The 20,481-nt window shown below is 73.7% G+C and carries 12 protein-coding genes; 9 read left to right on the forward strand and 3 right to left on the reverse strand.

Annotation, left to right across the window (positions count from 1 at the left end):
- Positions 1-130 precede the first annotated feature (130 nt).
- On the forward strand, positions 131-1,828 hold the full coding sequence (locus ACE1OA_RS05315; protein WP_356600687.1) for a S8 family serine peptidase: 1,698 nt from the start codon (positions 131-133) through the stop codon (positions 1,826-1,828).
- Positions 1,829-2,033: 205 nt separating this feature from the next.
- Positions 2,034-5,045, forward strand: coding sequence for a helix-turn-helix transcriptional regulator (locus tag ACE1OA_RS05320; RefSeq protein ID WP_384866481.1), 3,012 nt, complete (start codon positions 2,034-2,036; stop codon positions 5,043-5,045).
- A gap of 57 nt (positions 5,046-5,102) precedes the next feature.
- Here ACE1OA_RS05320 and ACE1OA_RS05325 read toward each other — a convergent pair whose 3' ends face one another.
- Positions 5,103-5,918 carry a caspase family protein gene (locus ACE1OA_RS05325; protein ID WP_361316917.1) on the reverse strand — a complete coding sequence of 272 codons (816 nt, stop codon included), beginning with the start codon at positions 5,916-5,918 and terminating at the stop codon, positions 5,103-5,105.
- Between the two features lie 104 nt (positions 5,919-6,022).
- On the opposite strand from ACE1OA_RS05325, the gene ACE1OA_RS05330 reads away from it, so the two are divergent.
- The 3 genes from ACE1OA_RS05330 to ACE1OA_RS05340 all read left to right on the forward strand — a co-directional run bounded on the left by ACE1OA_RS05330 (position 6,023) and on the right by ACE1OA_RS05340 (position 13,493).
- Positions 6,023-6,919, forward strand: a complete 897-nt coding sequence (locus ACE1OA_RS05330; RefSeq protein WP_356600148.1) for a DNA/RNA non-specific endonuclease — start codon at positions 6,023-6,025, stop codon at positions 6,917-6,919.
- 136 nt (positions 6,920-7,055) lie between these two features.
- Positions 7,056-12,395, forward strand: coding sequence for a trypsin-like peptidase domain-containing protein (locus tag ACE1OA_RS05335; protein WP_384866478.1), 5,340 nt, complete (start codon positions 7,056-7,058; stop codon positions 12,393-12,395).
- A 33-nt stretch (positions 12,396-12,428) separates the two neighbouring features.
- Positions 12,429-13,493, forward strand: coding sequence for a trypsin-like serine peptidase (locus ACE1OA_RS05340; RefSeq protein WP_432752370.1), 1,065 nt, complete (start codon positions 12,429-12,431; stop codon positions 13,491-13,493).
- Positions 13,494-13,624: 131 nt separating this feature from the next.
- Here ACE1OA_RS05340 and ACE1OA_RS05345 read toward each other — a convergent pair whose 3' ends face one another.
- On the reverse strand, positions 13,625-15,070 hold the full coding sequence (locus ACE1OA_RS05345; RefSeq protein WP_361316909.1) for a glyceraldehyde-3-phosphate dehydrogenase: 1,446 nt from the start codon (positions 15,068-15,070) through the stop codon (positions 13,625-13,627).
- 361 nt (positions 15,071-15,431) lie between these two features.
- Here ACE1OA_RS05345 and ACE1OA_RS05350 point away from each other — a divergent pair, with 361 nt between their 5' ends.
- From ACE1OA_RS05350 to ACE1OA_RS05365, 4 genes are all read left to right on the forward strand, one after another.
- The gene (locus tag ACE1OA_RS05350) at positions 15,432-16,526 is read left to right on the forward strand and encodes a chemotaxis protein (RefSeq protein ID WP_356779645.1); all 1,095 of its coding nucleotides are present in this window, start codon (positions 15,432-15,434) and stop codon (positions 16,524-16,526) included.
- Between the two features lie 98 nt (positions 16,527-16,624).
- Complete coding sequence (locus ACE1OA_RS05355; RefSeq protein WP_356779646.1) at positions 16,625-17,272, forward strand: FxLYD domain-containing protein; 648 nt, start codon at positions 16,625-16,627, stop codon at positions 17,270-17,272.
- 10 nt (positions 17,273-17,282) lie between these two features.
- Complete coding sequence (locus tag ACE1OA_RS05360) at positions 17,283-17,915, forward strand: hypothetical protein (RefSeq protein WP_432752371.1); 633 nt, start codon at positions 17,283-17,285, stop codon at positions 17,913-17,915.
- Positions 17,916-18,005: 90 nt separating this feature from the next.
- Positions 18,006-18,506, forward strand: a complete 501-nt coding sequence (locus ACE1OA_RS05365; protein WP_356600161.1) for a DUF1269 domain-containing protein — start codon at positions 18,006-18,008, stop codon at positions 18,504-18,506.
- A 72-nt stretch (positions 18,507-18,578) separates the two neighbouring features.
- Here the strand turns inward: ACE1OA_RS05365 and ACE1OA_RS05370 are convergent, their stop codons facing one another.
- Complete coding sequence (locus ACE1OA_RS05370; protein WP_432752372.1) at positions 18,579-20,246, reverse strand: FAD-dependent oxidoreductase; 1,668 nt, start codon at positions 20,244-20,246, stop codon at positions 18,579-18,581.
- Between the last annotated feature and the right edge of the window lie 235 nt (positions 20,247-20,481).

The following is a 20,481-nucleotide window of genomic DNA, read 5'->3' on the forward strand; positions in this document are numbered from 1 at the left end:
TTCCAGGCGGAGAGTCATATCCGTCGTGGTCGCGAGTGCCGCGATCATCGGCGCCGCTGCCACATCCACCGGGGCGTTCGCCGCCGCTCCGGTCGCCTCCACCCCGAAGCCGGCCCCGGCTTCGCAGGCGATGACCGCCCTTCCCACCGCCCCGGTCGAGAAGGTCATCGTCACCTACAAGTCCAAGACCGCCGAAGCCGGTTCCAACGCCGCCGCGAAGAGCGACGCGGCCGCGAAGGCGACCGAGACCGGCGAGGCCCTCTCCTTCGAGCGCCGCCTCGCCGGCGGCGCCGCGCTGGTCGACCTGGGCGACAGCGCCTCGAAGCAGGACGTGGCCGAGGTCATGGCCGCCTTCCGCGCCGACCCGCAGGTCGCCTCGGTGGAGCCCGACATCCGCGCCTACGCGATGGCGGTCACCCCGAACGACACGGACTACGCCAAGCAGTGGGACCTCTTCGAGGCCACCGGCGGCATGAACGTTCCGGCGGCCTGGGACAAGACGACCGGTTCGGGCGTCACCGTCGCCGTCATCGACACCGGCTACGCCGCCCACTCGGACCTCGCGACGAACATCGTCTCCGGGTACGACTTCATCTCCACCTCCGCCGACGCCCGCGACGGCAACGGCCGTGACGCGGACTCGAAGGACGAGGGCGACTGGAACGCCACCGACGGCGAGTGCGGCACCGGCTCCAAGGCCAGCAACTCCTCCTGGCACGGCACCCACGTGGCCGGCACCATCGGTGCGGTCACCCACAACACCAAGGGCATCGCGGGCATCGCGTACAACGCGAAGATCCAGCCCGTGCGCGTCCTCGGCAAGTGCGGCGGCTCCTCGGCGGACATCGCCGACGCCATCACCTGGGCGTCCGGCGGCACCGTTCCGGGCGTGCCGGCGAACTCGACCCCGGCCAAGGTCATCAACCTGAGCCTGGGCGGCGCCAGCTCCACCTGCCCGAGCGTCTACCAGAACGCGATCAACGGCGCCGTCTCGCGCGGTACCACCGTCGTCGTCGCCGCGGGCAACAGCAACGCCAACGCGTCCGGATTCACCCCCGCGAACTGCTCCAACGTCATCACCGTGGCCTCGACCAGCCGCGAGGGCAACCGTTCGTACTACTCGAACTACGGCACCATCGTGGACGTGGCGGCTCCGGGTGGCGAGACCCGCCGCGCCACCGACACGCCCGGCACCGTCACCACCCCCGAGAACGGCATCTACTCCTCGCTGAACTCGGGCACGACGACCCAGTCGACCGAGAACTACAAGCCCTACCAGGGCACCTCGATGGCCGCGCCGCACATCGCCGGTCTCGCCGCGCTGCTCAAGTCGGCCAAGAGCACCCTGACTCCGGCCGAGATCGAGTCCGCGATCAAGACCAACGCGCGTCCGCTGCCCGGCACCTGCACCGGCGGCTGCGGCACCGGCATCGCCGACACGGCCAAGACCGTCGACGCCGTCACCACCACGACGCCGCCGGCCGGCACCGTCTTCACCAACGCGACGGACGTGACGATCTCCGACAACACCACCGTGTCGTCCTCGATCGCCGTCACCGGCCGCACCGGCAACGCCCCCGCCGCCCTCAAGGTCGGCGTGGACATCAAGCACACCTGGCGAGGTGACCTGGTCATCGACCTGGTCGCCCCCGACGGCACCGTGCGCAACCTGAAGGCGTCCTCCTCCTCGGACAGCGCCGACAACGTCCTGACCACCTACACGGTCGACGCGTCGAGCGAACTGGCCAACGGCACCTGGAAGCTCCAGGTCCGCGATGTGGCCTCGGGTGACACCGGCTACATCGACTCGTGGAGCCTGACCTTCTGATCCACCCCTGAACCACCCCCCACAACAGCATTATTGCTGGTCAGCGACGCGCTCGTGGTCTACACCACGGGCGCGTCCTGGCATGTTGACACGTAATCGTTGTCCGAATGCCGGACAACAAGTCTGGACTGCGCGCGTACTCTCCGTATTCTCTGGGCCACAGGGGCTCACGGGGCCGCCCCGAGCACCGGAGGGTGGTGGACACGTGACGACTGCGCCGCACCGCCCTGCGCCGGTGGGCCGCGAGGAACTGCTCGCCCGTCTCGAACGCGTGGTGCAGTCGCGAGGCCGCGCCCTGCTCACCGGACCCGCGGGGGTCGGCAAGACCGACGTCGCCCTGGCCGCGGCCGCCCTGGCGGAAGCCCGCGGCGAGACCGTGCTCTGGCTCTCGACCCTCCCCTCCGACCGCGACATACCCGGCGCGGTGGCCGCCGCGCTCGTGGCGTCGGTGGCGGCGACCGTGACCTGGCCGGGAACCGCCTCCCCGACGCCGGAGGACGGCTCCGCCGAACCGGGTCCGGAAACCGGACACGGACCGGGCCTCGGAGCCGAATCCGGTCCCGCGGCCGGCTCCGGCACCGCGCCGGGTTCCCCCGGGATCCCGGGCCAGGCCCGCGGCGCCCACCAGGGACACGGCGGTCAGTACGGCGCCCCGGCCCAGCCCCCCGCGTACACCGGGGCCGGCCCGCTCGCCGTCACCGCGTCCAGGATCTTCGACGCCCTGCCCGGTCCCCAGCGGACCGCGGTCGCCATGCTCTGCCGCGAGGCCCCGCTCCAGGACGGTGGCTGGGATCCGATCGCCCTGCGCCTCGGCATCGCCCAGATCCTGCGCACGCTCACCGCCCGGGGCCCCGCGCTCCTCGTCGTCGACGGCGTCCAGCACATCGACGCCGACAGCGCCGATCTGCTCCGGTTCGCCCTGCACCTGGCGCCGCCCGCGCTCCGCGTCGTCGCCGTCGAGACACCGGAGGCGTACGACACCGAGGAGACGTACGACACCCATCTGTGGGTGCCGTCGGAGGCCGACATCCTGCTCGTGCCGCCGCTGCAGGCCGACGAGATCGCCGAACTCCTCATCCACCACCGGCTGCCCTCCCGGATGGCCGGACGCATCCACAAGGCGAGCGGCGGCAACCCGCGGCTCGCCCTGGCGGTGGGCCGTTCACTCGCCGACGCCCGCACGCCCGTGCACCACGCCGAGGCGCTCACCCTCTCCGGCCGGGCCCGCGACCTGGCCCGCCAGCTCCTCGGCGCCGCCCCGCCCGCGGTCCGCGAGACGCTGCTCCTCGCGGCGCTCGCGCTGCGGCCCTCCGCCACGCTGATCCGGCGGGCGGGCCGGCCCAACGCGGAGGCCGACCTGGCCGCGGCCGAGCGCGCCGACCTGGTCTCGCTCTCCGAGGACGGCACGGTCACCTTCACCGCCGGGCTGCTCCCCTCGACCCTCGTCCACGACGCCTGCTGGGCCGAACGCAGCGCCGGTCACGCTTCCCTCGCCCAGGTGGTGGACGATCCCGTGGAGGCCGTCCGGCACCGGGCGCTGGCCACCGACGTCCCCGACGAGAAGCTGGCCGCCGAGGTCGCCGCGGCCGCCGACCTGGCCCGGCGGCGCGGCAACAGCGCGCTCGCCGCCGAACTGGCCCTGCTCGCCGCCGAGTCGACCCCGGTCCAGCAGGGCACGCAGCGGATCTCCCGGCTGGTGGACGCCGCCGAGGAGGCCGCGCGCGCCGCCCGGGCGGACCTCGCGATGCGCGCCGCCACGGACCTGCTGGCCAGGGACGCGGCCCCCACCGACCGGGTCCGCGCCCGGCTGGCCGTACTCGACACCGCGGGCCAGGGGCTCACCGGGCTCGACGACATGTACGTCCACGCCATGGAGGACTCCGAGGGCCACACCGCGCTCCGGGCCGCCGTCCAGCTCCGACTGGCCGTCAAGTACGTGCTGGCCGACGGCGATCCGCTGCGCTCCCGGGCGGCGGCCGTGGAATCCGCCGCGCTGGCCGCCTCGATGGGCGATCCGCGGACGGCGACCCAGGCCCTGACCGTGCAGGCCCGCATGGACCGGGCGCTCGGGGTCCCGGACGCGGAGTCCATCCTGGCCCAGGCGCGGGCCCTGGAGCTGGCGGAGCGTCCGCTCGGCATCCGCAACGCCGCCCAGATCCTGACGATCCGTCACGCCCTGTTCGACGACCGGCTCGCCGACGCCCGCGACCAGATCCAGGCGCTGCTGCCGCTGGTCCAGCGACGCGGCTCGGTGGAGGACCGGATCGAGCTCTACCACACGCTGTCCGCGGTCGAGTCCCGGATCGGCGCGTGCGCGTCCGCCCTGGCGCACGCCGGACGGTCCCTCGCGCTGACCCTGGAGGCCGGTCTCTCCCCGGGGCCCGCCTGGTACACCCTCGCGCTCGCGGAGACCGCGGGCGGCAGCTTCGGCCGGGCGGCCAGCTACGCCCGGCGCAGCGTCCAGGCGTCCGAGGAGGAGGGCGACCGCGTCTTCCTCTCCCGCAGCCTCTACGCCCTGGGCCGCGTGCAGTTGGTCAACGGCGACGTCGCCTCCGCGCTGGAGACGCTGCGCCGGGTGCAGACGGACGAGCGGGCCCAGTCGACCGTCGACCCCTCGATGCTGCGGTGGCACGAGGAGCTGGCCGAGGCGCTGCTGGCCACCGACGCGGCCGAGGAGGCCGTGGCGCTGCTCGACGAGGTCCGCCCGGTCGCGGAGCGGCTGGGCCGGACGACCGTGCTGCTGGGCTGCGACCGGGCGTACGCCCTGTCCCTCGCGGCCGCCGGGAAGACCGACGAGGCGGCCGATCTGCTGACCGTCACGGCCGACCGTTTCGGCGAGGCCGGCCTGCCCCTGGAGCGCGGCCGGGCGCTGATCGCGCTGGCCCGCGTGGAGCGCAGACGGCGGCGCAGATCGGCGGCGCAGGGCGCGCTGCAGGCGGCGGCGTCGGTGTTCGAGCGGGCGGGGGCGGTCCCCTGGCTGGCGCTGACCAGCGAGACGAAGGCGGGCGAGCCCGGTGAGGACACCCTGCCCGCGCTGTCCTCGCTCACCGAGGCGGAGTTGCGCCTGGCCCGGCTCGTCGGGCAGGGCGCGAGCAACCAGGAGGCGGCGGCGAAGCTGTACCTGAGCGTGAAGACGGTCGAGGCCCGGCTGACCCGGATCTACCAGAAGCTGGACGTCCGTTCCCGCGCCCAGCTGGCGACCGCGCTCAGGGGCTAGAGAGCGTCCTGTCGCGGCGCCCGGCAGGATCCGTGAGACACCCCCACCCGACGCCGGTCAGACGGTGAACGGCCGCTGCCGCAGGAACGCGGGCGAAGGGCTGCCGGTCGTGTGGAGGTTGGGGCTCTGGGCGGGTGGCAGGCGCCGCTGGATCGCCCGGTGGAACGCGCGGTGGCCGCCGCGGAAGGCGCCGCCGTCCCAGACCTCCAGGAGCGCGCCGGTGAAGGCGCCGTTGACGGGTCCGTCGGAGGCGACCTGGTTGTCCTGGCAGGCCGAGATGAGGACCACGCCCGGGCCCGTGTCCTGGTCCGGTGGTGGGGCGCTCTTCTCCAGGGAGCGCTGCAGGTCCTCGAAGAAGGCCCGGTCCCGCTCCAGGATCTGCTGCTGCCGGTAGACGGGCATGAGCCGGACGCCCGCGTCGGAGGCGGCCGCGCCGGGGAGTTCGATCGAGGTGCCGCTGTGGCAGCAGTCGAGGAGGGTGAGGACGCGGACGCCGTCGGCGAAGCCCTGGAACTCCCGGTGCAGCTCGTCGTCGAGGAACTGTCGGTCGTAGAGGACGAGGGTCTCGTCGAGGGCGTCGGGTTCGTCGTCGGAGCCGGTGACGTCGGGGACCTGCCCGCCGTGACCGGAGTAGGTGAAGAGCAGGATGTCGTCGGCCGTCAGCTTGGCCGCGGCCTGCCGCAGCGCCGCGGTGACCTGGTCGACGGTGCCGTCGGGGGTCATCAGGACGGTGTCGTCGAAGCCGGCGGAACGGGCGAGGGCGGCCATGTCACGGGCGTCGTTCTCGCAGGCCACGAGCTCGCCGTCCCAGCCTTCGTAGCGGTCGGGGTCGACCTTGTTGAGTCCGACGTGGATGGACAGTCCAGCAGGCATGGGGTGCCTCCTTGTGGGGTGGGAAGGAGCACCGGGGGGCGTCTGAACGAGTGGCCTGCGGCCCGGTGCCGAGCGCGACCCTCCATGCGCGGTACTTACATCCTATGAACGCTTCCGACCCTTCGCCTTCTCCGCCGCCCCCGCGCGCCGGGCAGCCGCGCCGCGACGCGCTCGACGACCGAGCCGGCTACGACGAGACCTTCCTCGGTCCCGCCGTGCCGCTTCCGCTGCCGGCCCGCACGTCGGTCGAGACGGTGATCCTCCCGTACACCCACTTCACGGTGGTCTTCCGCCCGGACCGGAGGCTCGCCGCCTCGACCGCGGTGTGCATCGAGGGACGCCGGCTCCTGGAGGACGTGCCCCGCGACGACGTCTGGCTGTACGACCCGCGGCTGCCGCGGGAGCAGCAGACCGGAGACGACGTCTACCGGAACAACAGCCTGGACCGTGGCCATCTGGTGCGCCGGCTCGACCCGGTGTGGGGTGCGGTGGCCGAGGCCGGCCGGGCCAATACCGACACGTTCCACTTCACGAACGCCGCGCCGCAGGCGGACGTCTTCAACCAGGGCAAACGGCTCTGGCAGGGGCTGGAGAACCATCTCCTCGACCACGCGGCCGAGTTCGACCGGAGGCTGACGGTCTTCACCGGGCCCGTGCTGCACGACTCCGACCCGCCCTACCGGGGGATCCAGGTGCCGCTGCGGTTCTGGAAGGTGGCCGCGTTCATGCAGGACGGGGTGCTGGCGTCGACGGGGTACGTCCTCGACCAGAGCCCCGACCTGAGCCGGGACGCGGACCGGGCGCTGGCCGGGGCCACTCCGGGGGCGCCGCCGCCGCTCGGCCCGTTCCGCACCTACCAGGTGCCCGTCGCGGACGTCGCGGAGCTCACCGAGCTGGAGTTCGGGGCGCTGCCCGACGTCGACCTGATGCCGCCGTCGCGAGCGCCCGAGGAGCGCTGGCGCCGCCTGGAGTCGTACGACGACATCGTGCTGCAGGGGTGAGCCCGCCCCGGGGGGGGACCGGGCTCGAAGGGGGCGCGCTCCCGGCGCATTTGCCACGCTCCCGGCCCGGTGAAACCATGAAAGACATCGGTCGGTTCCGTCCGACGCTGCGCAAGAACCGCCAAGCAGGTGCGGTATGCCGCTCACCGAAACGGAGTGGGGACTCGTCACCGGATGGGTGCGGGACCATCTCCTCGACACCCCCGATCCCGCGACCCGGCTACGGCTCAGCGGGCTTCCGGCCGGCTTCGTCGAGGATCTGACCCTCACCCCGGACCAGGACGAGAACGCGCGTCTGCTGGTGCGGGCGGCCCGGCGGGACATCGCCCACCAGCGACGGCTGCTGGAGGCCCTGGCCGGTCTCGACCCGCTCGACGCCGGCGGCGGACCCGGCGGCGACGGACGCCCCGTCGGCCGCGGCGGGTTCGGCGCCTACGAACGCGGCGCCGAGGTGCGCATCCTGCTCACGCGACTGCGTGAGGACGAGCGCACCCACCGGGCCGCCGCAGATCCCTTCCGGGCCCTCGTGCTCCGCAACGGCGCCGAGGTGTTCATCGACCGGGCGGAGCTGCGCGAGAAGCTGCGCGGGTTCGTCGACGACCCCGAGCAGACGGTGCTGGTCGTCGACGGCGAGCCCGACAGCGGGCGCTCGTACACCTACCGGCTGATCCGCCATCTCGGCCAGCACTGCGGCTTCCGGCCGGTGCGGGTCACGCTGTCGCGCACCTCCACCGCCGCGCGGCTGGTGGAGCGGCTGGAGCAGTGCACGGCGGGCCCCGGCACCCCCGCACTGCCGTTGAACCCCACACAGTTGAACGATCCACTGCCCTCGGTCGACGACGCCGTGCACCGGATCGTCAGCCGGGCGACCGCCGCCGAGGAACGCTTCTGGCTGGTCCTCGACGACTGCGACCGGCTCGACCCCAACGCGGACGTGTGGGACTGCATCGGCAAGCTCGCCCTGGCCATCTACGAGCACACGCCGGTCCAGGAGGACGCGGTGCCGCGGCTGGTCCTGCTCGGCTACTCCTCCACCATGCGCCAACTCCCCTACGACATCCGCAAGAACGAGTGCCGAGACACCGCCCGGGTGGTGGACGAGGACGATCTGCGGGTGTTCTTCCGGCAGTTCTTCGCCGAATCGGAGCCGGAGGCGGCGCACGAGCCGGACGAGGCGCACGTCGGCGCACTGGCGGACCTGGCGGTGGCGGAGGTGATGCGGGCGGTCGACGTGCCCGGATCGACGGACAGCCACATGCGCCGGGTGTGCACCGCGGTCGAGGAGACGGTGCGCCTGTACCGCACCGTCGCTCCCGGCGGCGACGTCGCCGCGCTCCTGCGCGGAGGGCTGCGCACGGCAGGTGCCGCGGCCGCGCCCGCGCTGCCCGCACTGCGCCGGGCCTACCGCGAAGCGGCCTGTCTGCTGCAGGACTTCGACCCCGCCCGGCTGCGGCTGCCCGACGGGTCCGAGCCGCCGGGACAGACCGCGGTGCTGGCGCTCGTCGACGACTGCACGGCGCCGGGCGGCCCCTCGGCTCCGGTCTGGGTCCTCAAGCCGGAGGTCCGCGAGGAGGCACTGCGCGGCCTCCGGGGACCGCAGGCGGCGCTGCGCGCCCTGGAGGCCAACCTCGGTCTCCTCCCCGAGGGGCCCTGTCCCGAGCGCACGGCGCTGGCCCTGCTCTCCGGCACCGCCCCGGGCCTCGCGGCGCAGGGCGTCGAGGAGCTCTCGGACACGCTGCAGGCCACCCTGTGGCTGAGCCGGGTGCCCGGCACGAGCGGGCTGCCCGCGGTCGACGACGTACAGCACCGGCTGGAACGGGCCCGGCTGCTCCAGCCGATGGAGCGGCTGGTGCGGGGCACCTTCCACGGACGGGTGCGGGAACTCGACCTCCTGCGGACCTATCTCGCGCTGCCCGCCGAGCCGGCCGAGCCGCCCGTGCTCCTGCACGGGGTCGGCGGCATCGGCAAGAGCACGCTGCTCGCCCGGTTCCTCCTCGACAGCCTGCGCGAGGAGCCCGCCGGGTTCCCCTTCGCCTACATCGACTTCGAGCGCCCCACGCTCTCCGTCCACGAGCCCGCCACCGTGATCGCCGAGGCGGCCAGGCAGCTCGGGATCCAGTACCCGGACCACCGGGCCGCCTTCGACGCGCTGGCCGACGAGTGCGAGGAGACCGCCGCCGGGCAGCGCGGCGAGCGGACCCGGATCGACGAGTTCGCCCAGCTCTCCGCGACCCGCGCCACCCTCGGCCGGGACTACTCGGCGGGGTTCCACACCCGGGCCAGCGCCCGCGAACAGGAACTCGCGCGCTCGGTGGCCGAGTTGGTGTCCGAGGCGGTCCGGACCCCGGAGGGCGGCACGGCCCCGCCGCTGCTGATCGCGGTCGACTCCTTCGAGGAGGCGCAGTACCGCGGCTCCCCGGTGCTGGCCCGGATGTGGGCCATCTGGACGGCGCTGCGCGCCGCGTATCCGCGGCTGCGGTTCATCGTGTCCGGGCGGGCCCCCATCGACCACCCCGCGAAGGTGCTGGCGCCGCGCACGATGGAGCTCGGTGAACTCGACGAGCCGGCGGCCGTGGACCTGCTGATGTCCTGCGGCGTGGACGACGAGACGGTGGCCCGCGACCTGGCCGACCGGGTGGGCGGCCATCCGCTGAGCCTGAAGCTCGCGGCACAGACGGCGGTGATGCTCGGCGCCGGCTCCGAACCCCTGGGCGACCTGCTGGACTCCCTTCCCTCGCGCCGGCGCTGGTTCCACCACAAGGTCGACCAGATGCTCATCCAGGGCACGCTGTACGACCGGATCCTCAAGCACATCGCGGAGGACGACGTCCGCGCGCTGGTGCAGGCGGGCCTGGCCCTGCGGGTCATCACGCCCGAGCTGATCGGCGACGTCCTCGCCGGGCCGGCCGGACTGCGCGTCGAGACCCCTCAGCAGGCCCGGTCGCTCTTCGGCCGGCTGGTCGCGCGGCTCGACCTGATGGAGTCGGCGGGTCCCGGGACGGTCCGGCACCGGGCGGACCTGCGCAGCATCATGCTGCGGCTGTCGGACAGCGCGCGGACCGACCTGATGCGGGCCGTCGACCGGAGCGCGGTGCGGTACTACGCCGCCCGCGAGGGACCCGCCGCCCGGGCCGAGGAGATCTACCACCGGCTCCGGCTGGGCGAGGACCCGCGCACCGTGGAGCAGCGCTGGGAGCCCGGTGTCGAGGGTGCCCTCGCCGGCGCCGACCGCGACATGCCGCCGCGGTCGGCCGCCTTCCTGCTGGCGCGGATCGGCGGGCACGTACCGGACCGTATCATGGCCGAGGCCGACCAGGAGGACTGGGAGCGGATCGCCGCGCGGGAGGTGGAGGACCTGCTCACCCAGGGGTACGTCGAACCGGCCTTGGAGCGGCTGAGCGAGCGGCGGCCCTGGACTCCGTGCAGCAGGCTCCACGGGCTCCTGGTGGAGACGCTGGCCCGGTCCGGCCGGGCGGCGGAGGCACGGGAGTCCGCGGAACAGGCCGTGCAGCGGGCCACGGAGGCCGGCTGCGCCGAGATCCGGCTCGAACTGCTCCAGCTCTCCGCGCGGCTCGCCCAGGACGCGGGCGACGTCGCCGACGCCGACCGCGACCTCCAGGAGGCGGAGGACCTCGCGCGGGGCCTCGGGCTGCCGCACGAGTCGCTGGGGGTCCTGGTCGCCAGGTCCCGGCTGGCGGCGCTGTCGGACGAGGGCTCGGCCGAGACGGACGCACGGCTGGCGCGGACGCTGCGGGGGCTGCCGGACGAGGAGGTGGCCCGCCGGCCGGCGCTGGCCCGGGCGGCGGCGGCGACCGCGAGCCGGTCCGACCCGGAGGTGCTGGAGCACACGCTCCGGCTGGTGGGGCTGCCCGCCGACGACGCGGCGGTGGTGGACGCGCTCACCCGCTGGATCGACGCCGCCATGACGGACGAACCGCAGCTGCGCGAGCCGCTGACGCGGATCCTGGACTCGGCGGCCGGGGAGCCCGACGGCGGTCACCCGGCCGCCGCGACCGGAGCCGTCGAGGCTCCCGTGGCCCAGGCGGCCGGCGGCGGCCGGACGCGGCCCGGGATGTCGTACGCCGACGTGGAGGCGGCCCTGTGGGAGGCGCGCCGGCGCGGCACCCTGGACAGCATCGCCTGGCGGGCCCTCATGCTCCGCGACCGCAGCGGGGACCTGCTGGTCGGGGTCGCCGCCGCCATGGACGTGGCCACGCCGGACGGGCGCCCGGGCGTCGCCGGTCCGGAGGCGGAGGACTCGGGGCAGAGTGCCGGTACGCGGCTGTGGACGCAGCCGCCGCCCGACTCCGCGGAGGGCGCGGTGCGCAGCGAGCCCTATCTGTCCCCCGAGGACGTGGTCAGGGTCCGCAACGCGGCGCTGGACGCCGGCCTCGCGGAGAGCGCCGTACGACCGCTCCTCTTCGACGGCACGACCCCCCGCTTCCGGGCGAGTCTGCCGGTGCTGGACAGCCCGTTGCGGCAGATGCACTCCGACCTGGTGACGATGAACAGGGTCGAGCGCCTGATCGACGGCACGGTGCCGCTGGAGGTCTGGCTGCGCAACGCGATCGCCCAGACCCTGGAGGCCGGTCCCCTCACCGTCCTGCAGCGCGCCCTGGACGACGTGGCGCGCGACGCCGCGGGCGAGCCGGACGTGCCGCCGGGCGCCCTTCCGGGCGAGAGCAAGGAGGAGATCATCTTCCGGGACGACACCGTGCCCTTCGAGTTCCTGCACGCCGGGGTGCTGGCCGGGACGGCGGTCGCCCGGCTGAAGGTCCCGCCGTACGAGTCGGGTGCGCCGCTCCAGCCCGCCTATCCGCACGCGGGCACCGGCTGGCTCATCGGTCCCGGCCTCCTGATCACCAACCACCACGTGGTGGCCGCGCGTACCCGCACCCCCGGGGTGCGTCCGCCGGTCGCCGAGGCCGACCTCCAGCTCCAGGTGCGCAACTCCCGTTCGCGTTTCGACTACGGCGCCGACGACGCGGAGACCGAGGAGGCGACGGCGGGCGCGCTGGTCGCCTGGGACGAGGCGCTGGACTACGCGGTCCTGCGGCTGTCCGAGGGGCTGCCGCCCCGGCCGGTGCTGCGGGTGGCGACGGCTCCGCTGCTGCCGGCCGGCACGGATCCCGTGGCGGTGAACATCATCCAGCACCCCGGCGGGCAGCCGAAGCGCGTGGCGCTGCGCAACAACCTCGTCTACCAGGCGGACGAGCGCGACATCCGCTACTTCACCGACACCCGCAGCGGCTCGTCCGGTTCCCCGGTGTTCACGGACGACTGGACGGTGGTGGCGCTGCACCGCGGCACGCGCCGGGTCGACGAGGTGGACTACCAGGGCAGGGCGACGGCGTTCGTGAACGTCGGTACGCAGATGAGCGCGATCCTGGCCCATCTGCGGGGGACGAGGCCCGAGTTGTACGAGGAGATCATGTCGGCGCAGTCGACGGGCGAGACCCATGTGCGGGCGGCCTGAGTGCAGGGCGGTCCCAGGCGGAGGTGACGGAGGATGCGGTACGGATCACCGGTCGCGACCGACCCCGAGCGGGTGCTGGGCGACCTGACGGCGGTCGCCGCGCGGGTGCGGAAGAACCTGGAGGCGGAGATCTCCGAGTCGATGGCCGAGTCGCCGGCGGAGGAGCTCCCGGCCGGCCAGATCTCCCGCTTCGCGCAGGAGGAACGGGCCAGGGTCCTGGAGGCCGGGGTCTCCGGTCTGGAGAAGCTGGCGGACCACCGGGCGGACGAGATCGACGAGGACGAGTACTTCGGGGTGGAGGCGATCGTCCTGCTGGAGGGCCGCCCGGCGATCCTGGTGCAGGGCCGGGACTTCGCCCCGCAGGAGGGCGACTGGTCGGTGCTCGACGCCGGGAGGGACGCGATCCGGGAGTCGATCGCCCGCGTCGGGCGGGTCGAACTCACCGGGCACGACAGCCTGGACTGGGTGGGCACTGCCTTCCAGGTGGGTCCGGAGACGGTGATGACCAATCGGCACGTGGCCGTGGAGTTCACGCGCGCCGAGGGCTCGGGCTGGACCTTCCGGCAGGGGGTGTCGGCCCGGGTCGATCCGGGCGAGGAGCTTCCGGCCGCGTCGGCGTCACCGGCCGCCGGACCGCCCCCGTACGAGGTCACCGGGGTGGTCGGCATCCATCCGGACGTCGACATGGCACTGCTCCGGGTCGCCCCGTCCGCGGACGGGCCGCTGCCCACGCCGCCGGCGGTCGCGGCGGACGCCCCGGCGGACGTGCCGGGCCGGCCCGTGTACGTGATCGGCTACCCGGCCTGGGACGGGCGGCGCAACGAGCCGGAGTCGATGCGGCGGATCTTCATGGACGTCTACAACGTCAAGCGGCTCCAGCCGGGGACCGCGACGGAGTTCACCCCGGGCGCGCTGGTGATGGGGCACGACTGCTCGACCCTGGGCGGCAACAGCGGGTCCCCGGTCTTCGACCTGTCGGACCACCGCGTGCTCGGCCTCCACTTCGGCGGGCGCTACGGCCAGGGCAACGTGGCCGTGCCGCTGTGGGAGCTGGTGGACGATCCGCTGCTGGCCCGCGCGGAGGTCAACTGGGTCTGAGCGGCCGGGGCGGGCGCGCGGAAGCCGGCCGGGTCCTGTCCCGGCGCCGCGGGCCCGGAGACGGCGCGGGCCGTCCCCCCGTCGGACGGGGGGGACGGCCTGCGTGCGCCGACGGACCGGACGTTCCCGGATCAGACCGCCGGGGCCGGGAAGGTCGGGTACTCGACGCCGGAGACGTGCTGGACGACCCGGATCACCTGGCACGAGTAGCCGAACTCGTTGTCGTACCACAGGTAGAGGATGGCGTTGTCGCCGTCGACCTTGGTGGCGCCGGCGTCGACGATCGAGGCGTGGCGCGAGCCGACGAAGTCCATCGACACGGCGTCGGGGGCCGTGGTGAAGTCGATCTGGCGCTTCAGCGGCGAGTGCAGCGAGACGTCGCGGAGGTACTCGAGGACCTCGTCGCGGGTGGTCTCGCGGCCCAGGCGCAGGCTCAGGATGGCGATCGAGACGTCCGGGACGGGGACGCGGATCGAGCTGCCGGTGATCGGGGCCTTCAGGTCGGGCAGCGCCTTGGCGACGGCCGAGGCGGCACCGGTCTCGGTGATCACCATGTTGAGCGGCGCGGAACGCCCGCGGCGGTCGGCCTTGTGGTAGTTGTCCAGCAGGTTCTGGTCGTTCGTGAACGAGTGGACGGTCTCCACGTGACCGCGCAGCACGCCGTACTCGTCGTCCATCGCCTTCAGCGGCGGCACGATCGCGTTGGTGGTGCAGGAGGCGCAGGACAGGATCTGCTCGTCCGGCTTGATCGTGTCGTGGTTGACGCCGTGCACGATGTTCGGCACGTCACCCTTGCCGGGCGCGGTCAGGACGACCTTGTCGATGCCGGGGCGCAGGTGCTTCGACAGGCCCTCGCGGTCGCGCCACTTGCCGGTGTTGTCGATGAGGATGGCGTTCTCGATGCCGTACGCCGTGTAGTCGACCTCGGAGGGGTCGTTGGCGTAGATCACCTTGATCGTGTTGCCGTTGGCGATGATCGTGCTGTTCGCCTCGTCCACGGTGATCGTGCCCTGGAACTGGCCGTGGATCGAGTCGCGACGCAGCAGCGAGGCGCGCTTCACGAGATCCTGCTCGCCGCCGCCGCGCACGACGATGGCGCGCAGACGGAGACCGTTGCCCGAGCCGGCCTTCTCGATGAGGAGGCGGGCGACGAGGCGGCCGATGCGGCCGAAGCCGTAGAGGACGACGTCGCGGCCCTCACGGCGCTCGATCTTGTTCTCGCCCATGGCGCCGGCGACGGCCTCGGCGGTGAACTCCTCGACCGAGAGACCGCGGTCGTCGGTCTTGTACTCGGCGGCCAGCATGCCGATGTCGATCTGGGACGGACCGAGATCGAGGGTGGTCAGCGTCTTGAGGAACGGGAGCGTCTCGGTGACCGAGAGCTCCTCGCCGGCGATCTGACGGGCGAACCGGTGGGTCTTGAGGATGCTCACCACCGACTTGTTCACCAAGGAGCGGCTGTGGACCAGGACGGTGACGTCCTGCTCGCGGTGCATCTTCCCGATGATCGGGATCATCGACTCCGCGATCTCTTCGCGGTTCTTCCAGTTGGTGAACGAGTCGTCTTTGACAGTCACAGGTTTATCTTTCGAGCTAGGCGGCGCTCATATGCTAACCCCTCGCTCTTTTGATCACTCAGACGGTGCCCCCGAAGGCGGATCCGGCCTGCGGTCCCGACGCCGGCGCACGCGGGAGGCCCGCGGGAGGACGCGCGGGCGCCCCGGCTCGCGAATGCGGACATTACGGGCAAAAATTACACATTGTGATCCGAGATGACTCAGGCGAACCTCCCCATCCGCGGGGGCGCCCGCCCCGGCGGACCGGCGGCCCCCCGTAGCGACGCGCCACGGCCCGCCCGGCCCGCCGGCCGCGCGGCCCCGGCGGCCCCCGTCCGGTTCCGCGGCAGAGATCTCCCCCACACCCGAAAGGCCCGCTCCCATGCGCCCTTCACTCACCCCCGACGCCCTCGCGAAACTCCGCCAGCCCCGCCCGTATCCGGCCGTGTCGCTGACGATGCCGACGCACCGCCGCGGGCCGGACGCCGCCCAGGACCGGGTGCGACTGCGCAACCTCCTCGCGGCGGCCGACCGGGAGCTCCGGAACGACCCGGCGGTGACCCGGGAGCGGCTGGCGGACGTGCTGGCGCAGCTGGACCAGGCGGTGGCGGAGCTCGACCCGGCGCTCACCGAGGACGGGCTGGTGGTCTTCGCCGCACCCGGCGAGCACCAGGTGTGGACGGTGGCGCGCCCCACGCCCGAGCGGGTGGTCGTGGCCGACACCTTCCTCACCCGCAACCTGGTGTCCGCCCACGCCGCGGAGCAGCCGTTCTGGGCGCTGACCGTGGCCGCCGACCGGGCGTCGCTGTGGAGCGGGGACGCGGCCGGGGTGAGCGAGCACACCGGGGACGGATTCCCGCTCACGCGGAGCCTGGAGGACCCGGACGCGGAGCGCAAGGAGCGGATCGGCGATCTGCCCAGCACCTTCCAGGACGAGCAGACGCGCCAGTTCCTGCGCGAGGCCCACGCGCGGATCCTGGTGGTCCTCAGCTCGTACCGCAGGCCGCTGTACGTGATCGGCGAGGCCGCCGCCCTCGCCCTGCTCGAGGAGTCCGGCCCGCTGGGCCAGGACACGATGACCATCCGGCAGGGCGGCCTCGCCCACGGGCCGGCCGACGCGGTGCGGCGGGCCGTCGATCCGCTGCTGACCGGGCGGACGGCGGCCGTGGTGTCGACGGTGCTGGCCGAGCTGGACACCGCCCGGGGACGCCGGGAGTTCGCGGCGGGCCTCGACGAGGTCTGGGAGGCCGCCAAGGCGGGCCGGGTGCGTCTGCTGACCGTGGAGGAGGGCTACCGGGCGGTCGTACGGGACTACGGCGACCATCTGGAGCCGGCCGAACCCTCCGACCTCGACTCCCGGGACGACATCGTCGACGGGATCGTCGAGCAGGCCCTGGAGACGGGGGCGGAGGTCCGCTTCGTCCCGGACCACACCCTGTCCGACATGGGGCGCATCGCCGCCGTCCTGCGCTACTGACGGCGCGCCGGAGGCGCCCGCCGGCCCGGGCCCCGCAACCCGTTCCCGTACGTCCCCGAACAGCACGCGCACGTTCCCGAGAAGGAGAGGACCCGCCCGTGAACACTCCGTCGTCCCGCAGTACCCGCCCGCCGGCGCTCCGCCGGGCGGCGGGCGCCGCCGTGGCCGTCGTCCTGACCGCCGCCGGCGTGGCCGGCCTCGCCGCCTGCGACTCCGGCGACGACGACACGGGCCGGAGCTCGTCGTTCAGCGACCGGCCGACAGCGCCGGACACCGCCTCCTTCTCGGGCGCGGCGCCGTCCGCCCTCGCCTCGGCGGCGGAGTCGGCCGAGGCCGCCGCCCGCGCCTCGGCGTCCGCGGCCCGCGCCTCCGCGTCGGCCCGCGAGGCGTCCCGCAAGGCGTCGATCGGGGCCGAGGTGGAACGCTCCCAGCAGGCCGCCCAGGACGCGCTCAAGGGCGTCCAGGGCGGCGGGAACGCGCGGAGCGAGGTAGCCATGTCCGGCAAGCCGCGCGCCGACACGAACGGCATCCTCACCGTGCTCGTCAGCATCACCAACCAGACCGACGCGACCGCCTCGTACGCCGTCCAGGTCGACTTCCTCGACGCGTCCGGCAAGGTCGTCGAGACCCAGTACACCGGCGCCGAGGACCTGCCCCCGGGTGAGCGGAAGCAGCCGCTCGTCATCAGCCGCAGCGCTCCCGAGCCGGTCCTGACGCCTCGGCTCACCAAGGCCCAGCGGTACTGACGGGTCCGCGATGGCACCCGCCCCATCCCGTACGGCCCCGGTCGGCGCGGCGCGCGGATCCCTGCGCGCCGCGCCGTCCGCCGTCCTCGCCCTGACGCTGCTGCTCACGGCCGCCGCGCCCGGCGCCGGTGCCGCACCCGGGGGCGCGGCACCGGCGCCCGCGGTCCGGGCGCCGACGGGCGTCGCCGACTGCGACGACGACCCCGCGTCCTGCCACGGCCCGAACTGGCTCTACCAGTACACGTACGGGCTCGGGTTCCACCCCTTCACCAGCCCGCAGGCGGTGCGGGAGCAGCTGACGGACAACTTCTGGCTCTTCCCCGTCAGCGGCGCCTGCCCGCGCCGGATCCACGAGGACGCCACCTGTTCGCTGCTGGGCGGGAACCCCGTACGGGTGGAGGCCGTCGGAGACGACTACCTTCAGATCGCAACCCTGGAGGGGCACGCGCTGGGCGCCGGGCAGCACATCCGCTTCGCCTTCGCCGGCTACCTCGGCACCCTCCACCTGGTGGTGAGCGCCTGGCAGAACGGCCCCGGCAGCTGCACCGGGCAACGGCTCTGCGGGGTCCTGAACCGGGTCGGCGCCTGGACGCTGTGGCGGGTGCTGGCCGCGACGCTGGGGCTGTCGGCGTACGCCGCCTGAGGGCGCGCCGAGGAGGCCGCCCTTCCGATGCCTCCTCCAGGAATGGGACATAGGGTGCATAGTGCCAGCCAGGCGTCAAAGGAGGACCGGATGTCCGAGCTCATCGTTGTCGGCTACGACGAACACGCCGTCGCGCACAAGGCCTTCAAGGCGGTCCAGGAGCTGGAGAAGAACCACGTCCTGGAGCTCAGCGGGATCGCCGTCGTCTCCGTGGACGAGGACGGCGAGACCCATGTCGACACGCCGTCGAGGACCGACAAGATCGCCGTCTCGGCCACCGCCGGCGCCCTGTGGGGCATGGTCTTCGGCATCCTGATCCTCACGCCGGGCATCGGCGTGGTCGGCGCCGCGGTCGGCGGGCTGATCGGGAAGCTGACCCAGATGGGCGTGGACAAGAACTTCCGGGAGAAGGTCCAGTCGCTGCTCACGCCCGGCTCGTCGGCCCTCGTGATCATGGCCACGAAGATCACCGAGGACAAGTTCGCCGCCGCCCTCCAGCCCTTCGGCGGCACGGTGCTCAAGACCTCGCTCGCGGAGAGCAGCGAGCGGGAGCTCGCCGACCAGCTCGCCGGCTCCGAGACCGCAGGCTGAGCCGCCGGAGGTCCCCCATACGCCGGAGGGGGCGGGCGCCCGGTGCGCCCGCCCCCTCCGTGACGTGTGCGTTCAGCGGCGGTCGAGCACCGCCGCGAGCGCCTCCCGCAGCGTCGCCGCGGGATCCGCCACCGGTCCCTCGGACCGCCAGGCGACGAAACCGTCGGGACGCACCAGCACCGCGCCGTCGGGCGTGACTCCGTGGGCCTCGGCCCAGTCCGTGTCGCTCGCCGGGGACAGCTCGGCCGCCGGACCGTCGCCGATCCGGTACGCCTCCAGCGGCACGCCCAGCTCCCGCGCGACGCGGCCGGCCGCGTCGTGCCACGCCCCGGACCCGCCCTCGGCGCTCAGGAGCACCGGGGAGCGCTCGTACAGGTCGAGCGTGGACACCCGGGTCCCGGCGCGGTCCAGCCACACGTGCGGCGCCCGGCTCCCGGGCTCGCCCGTCAGCCGCAGTTGGTCCGGGACGACGGGCACCGACGGGTCCGCGCCCACGACCGCGCCCCGCGGATAGCGGTGGCCCAGCACCACGTTGAGGATGCCGCCCTTCCGGCCGCCGGGACCGCCCGGGCTCCCGGCCTCGGGACCGGGGGCGTACCCGGGGTGGCTGTGCTCGACCGAGCGCGTCGAGGCGCGCGCGCCCGTCGCCTGCGCGACCGGCCGGCGCTCCGCGTCGTAGGAGTCCAGGAGGCCGGGTCCGGCCCAGCCTCCCAGCACCGCGGCGAGCTTCCAGGCGAGGTTGTGCGCGTCCTGGATGCCGGTGTTGGAGCCGAAGGCGCCGGTGGGGGACATCTCGTGGGCCGCGTCTCCGGCCAGGAACACCCGTCCCTGCCCGTAGCGTTCGGCGACCCGCTCGGCGGCGTGCCAGGGGGCCCGGCCGGTGATCTCGACGTCGAGGTCGGGCACCCCCACGGCCCGCCGGATGTGCTCGCGGCAGCGCTCGTCGGTGAACTCCTCCAGCGTCTCGCCGTTCTCGGGGTGCCAGGGCATGTGGAACACCCAGCGCTCCTCGTTGTCGACCGGCAGGAGGGCGCCGTCGGCGTCGTCGGCGGTCAGGTAGCAGACGATGAAGCGCCGGTCCCCGACCACGGCCGCGAGCCGGCGGGAGGTGAACGTGACGCTGACGTTGTGGAACAGGTCGCCGGCGCCGCCCTGCGCGATGCCGAGCGCCTCGCGGATCGGGCTGCGCGGGCCGTCGGCGGCGACGAGGTAGTCCGCCCGGATGGTGGTGTGCTCGCCGGTCTCCCTGCTCTTGACCCGCGCGGTCACGCCCTCGGCGTCCTGCTCGAACGACATCAGCTCGGTGGCGAAGCGGAGGTCCGCGCCCAGCTCACGGGCGCTGTCCACCAGCACCGGCTCCAGGTCGTTCTGGCTGCACAGGCACCACTTGCCGGGGCTGAAGCGGGCCAGGCCGCCGCCCGGGTCGATCTCCTTGAACAGCCACTCGCCGGCGTCGCCCACCAGGCTCGTCGCCTGGAGGATGCCGTTGTTGGCCGACAGGACCGACGCCGCCTCCTCGATGCGCCGCTGCACACCGGCGACCCGGTACAGCTCCATCGTGCGCACGTTGTTCCCGCGTCCGCGCGGATGGATCGAGGTGCCCGCGTGCCGCTCGACGAGGACGTGCGGCACTCCGAGGCGTCCCAGGAACAGCGAGGTGGACAGGCCCACCAGCGAGCCGCCGACGACGAGGACGGGCGTGTGGTGACCGTCCTCGCCGGCCTCTTCGTATCGGTTCATCGAATGCCTCCAGCGTCCGTCCGGGACGCGGTCAGGGATGGGATGCAGATGCCTGCCCGGAGGGCGCGGGGTTCGCGCACCCGGGGCACCCGGTTGACGCGCAGTTCACTCGTCCGCCCCGTGGGGCTCGCGCACACGGGGGCTCGCGTCAACGATCGGCTCATGGCGCCCCCGGCCCGTCGGCCGCGGCGGTCGCCCTTCGCTTCCGCACCGTCCCGGCTTCCACGAAGAAGAG

The sequence above is a fragment of the Streptomyces sp. JL2001 genome, assembly GCF_050917515.1.
Classification (GTDB): Bacteria; Actinomycetota; Actinomycetes; order Streptomycetales; family Streptomycetaceae; genus Streptomyces.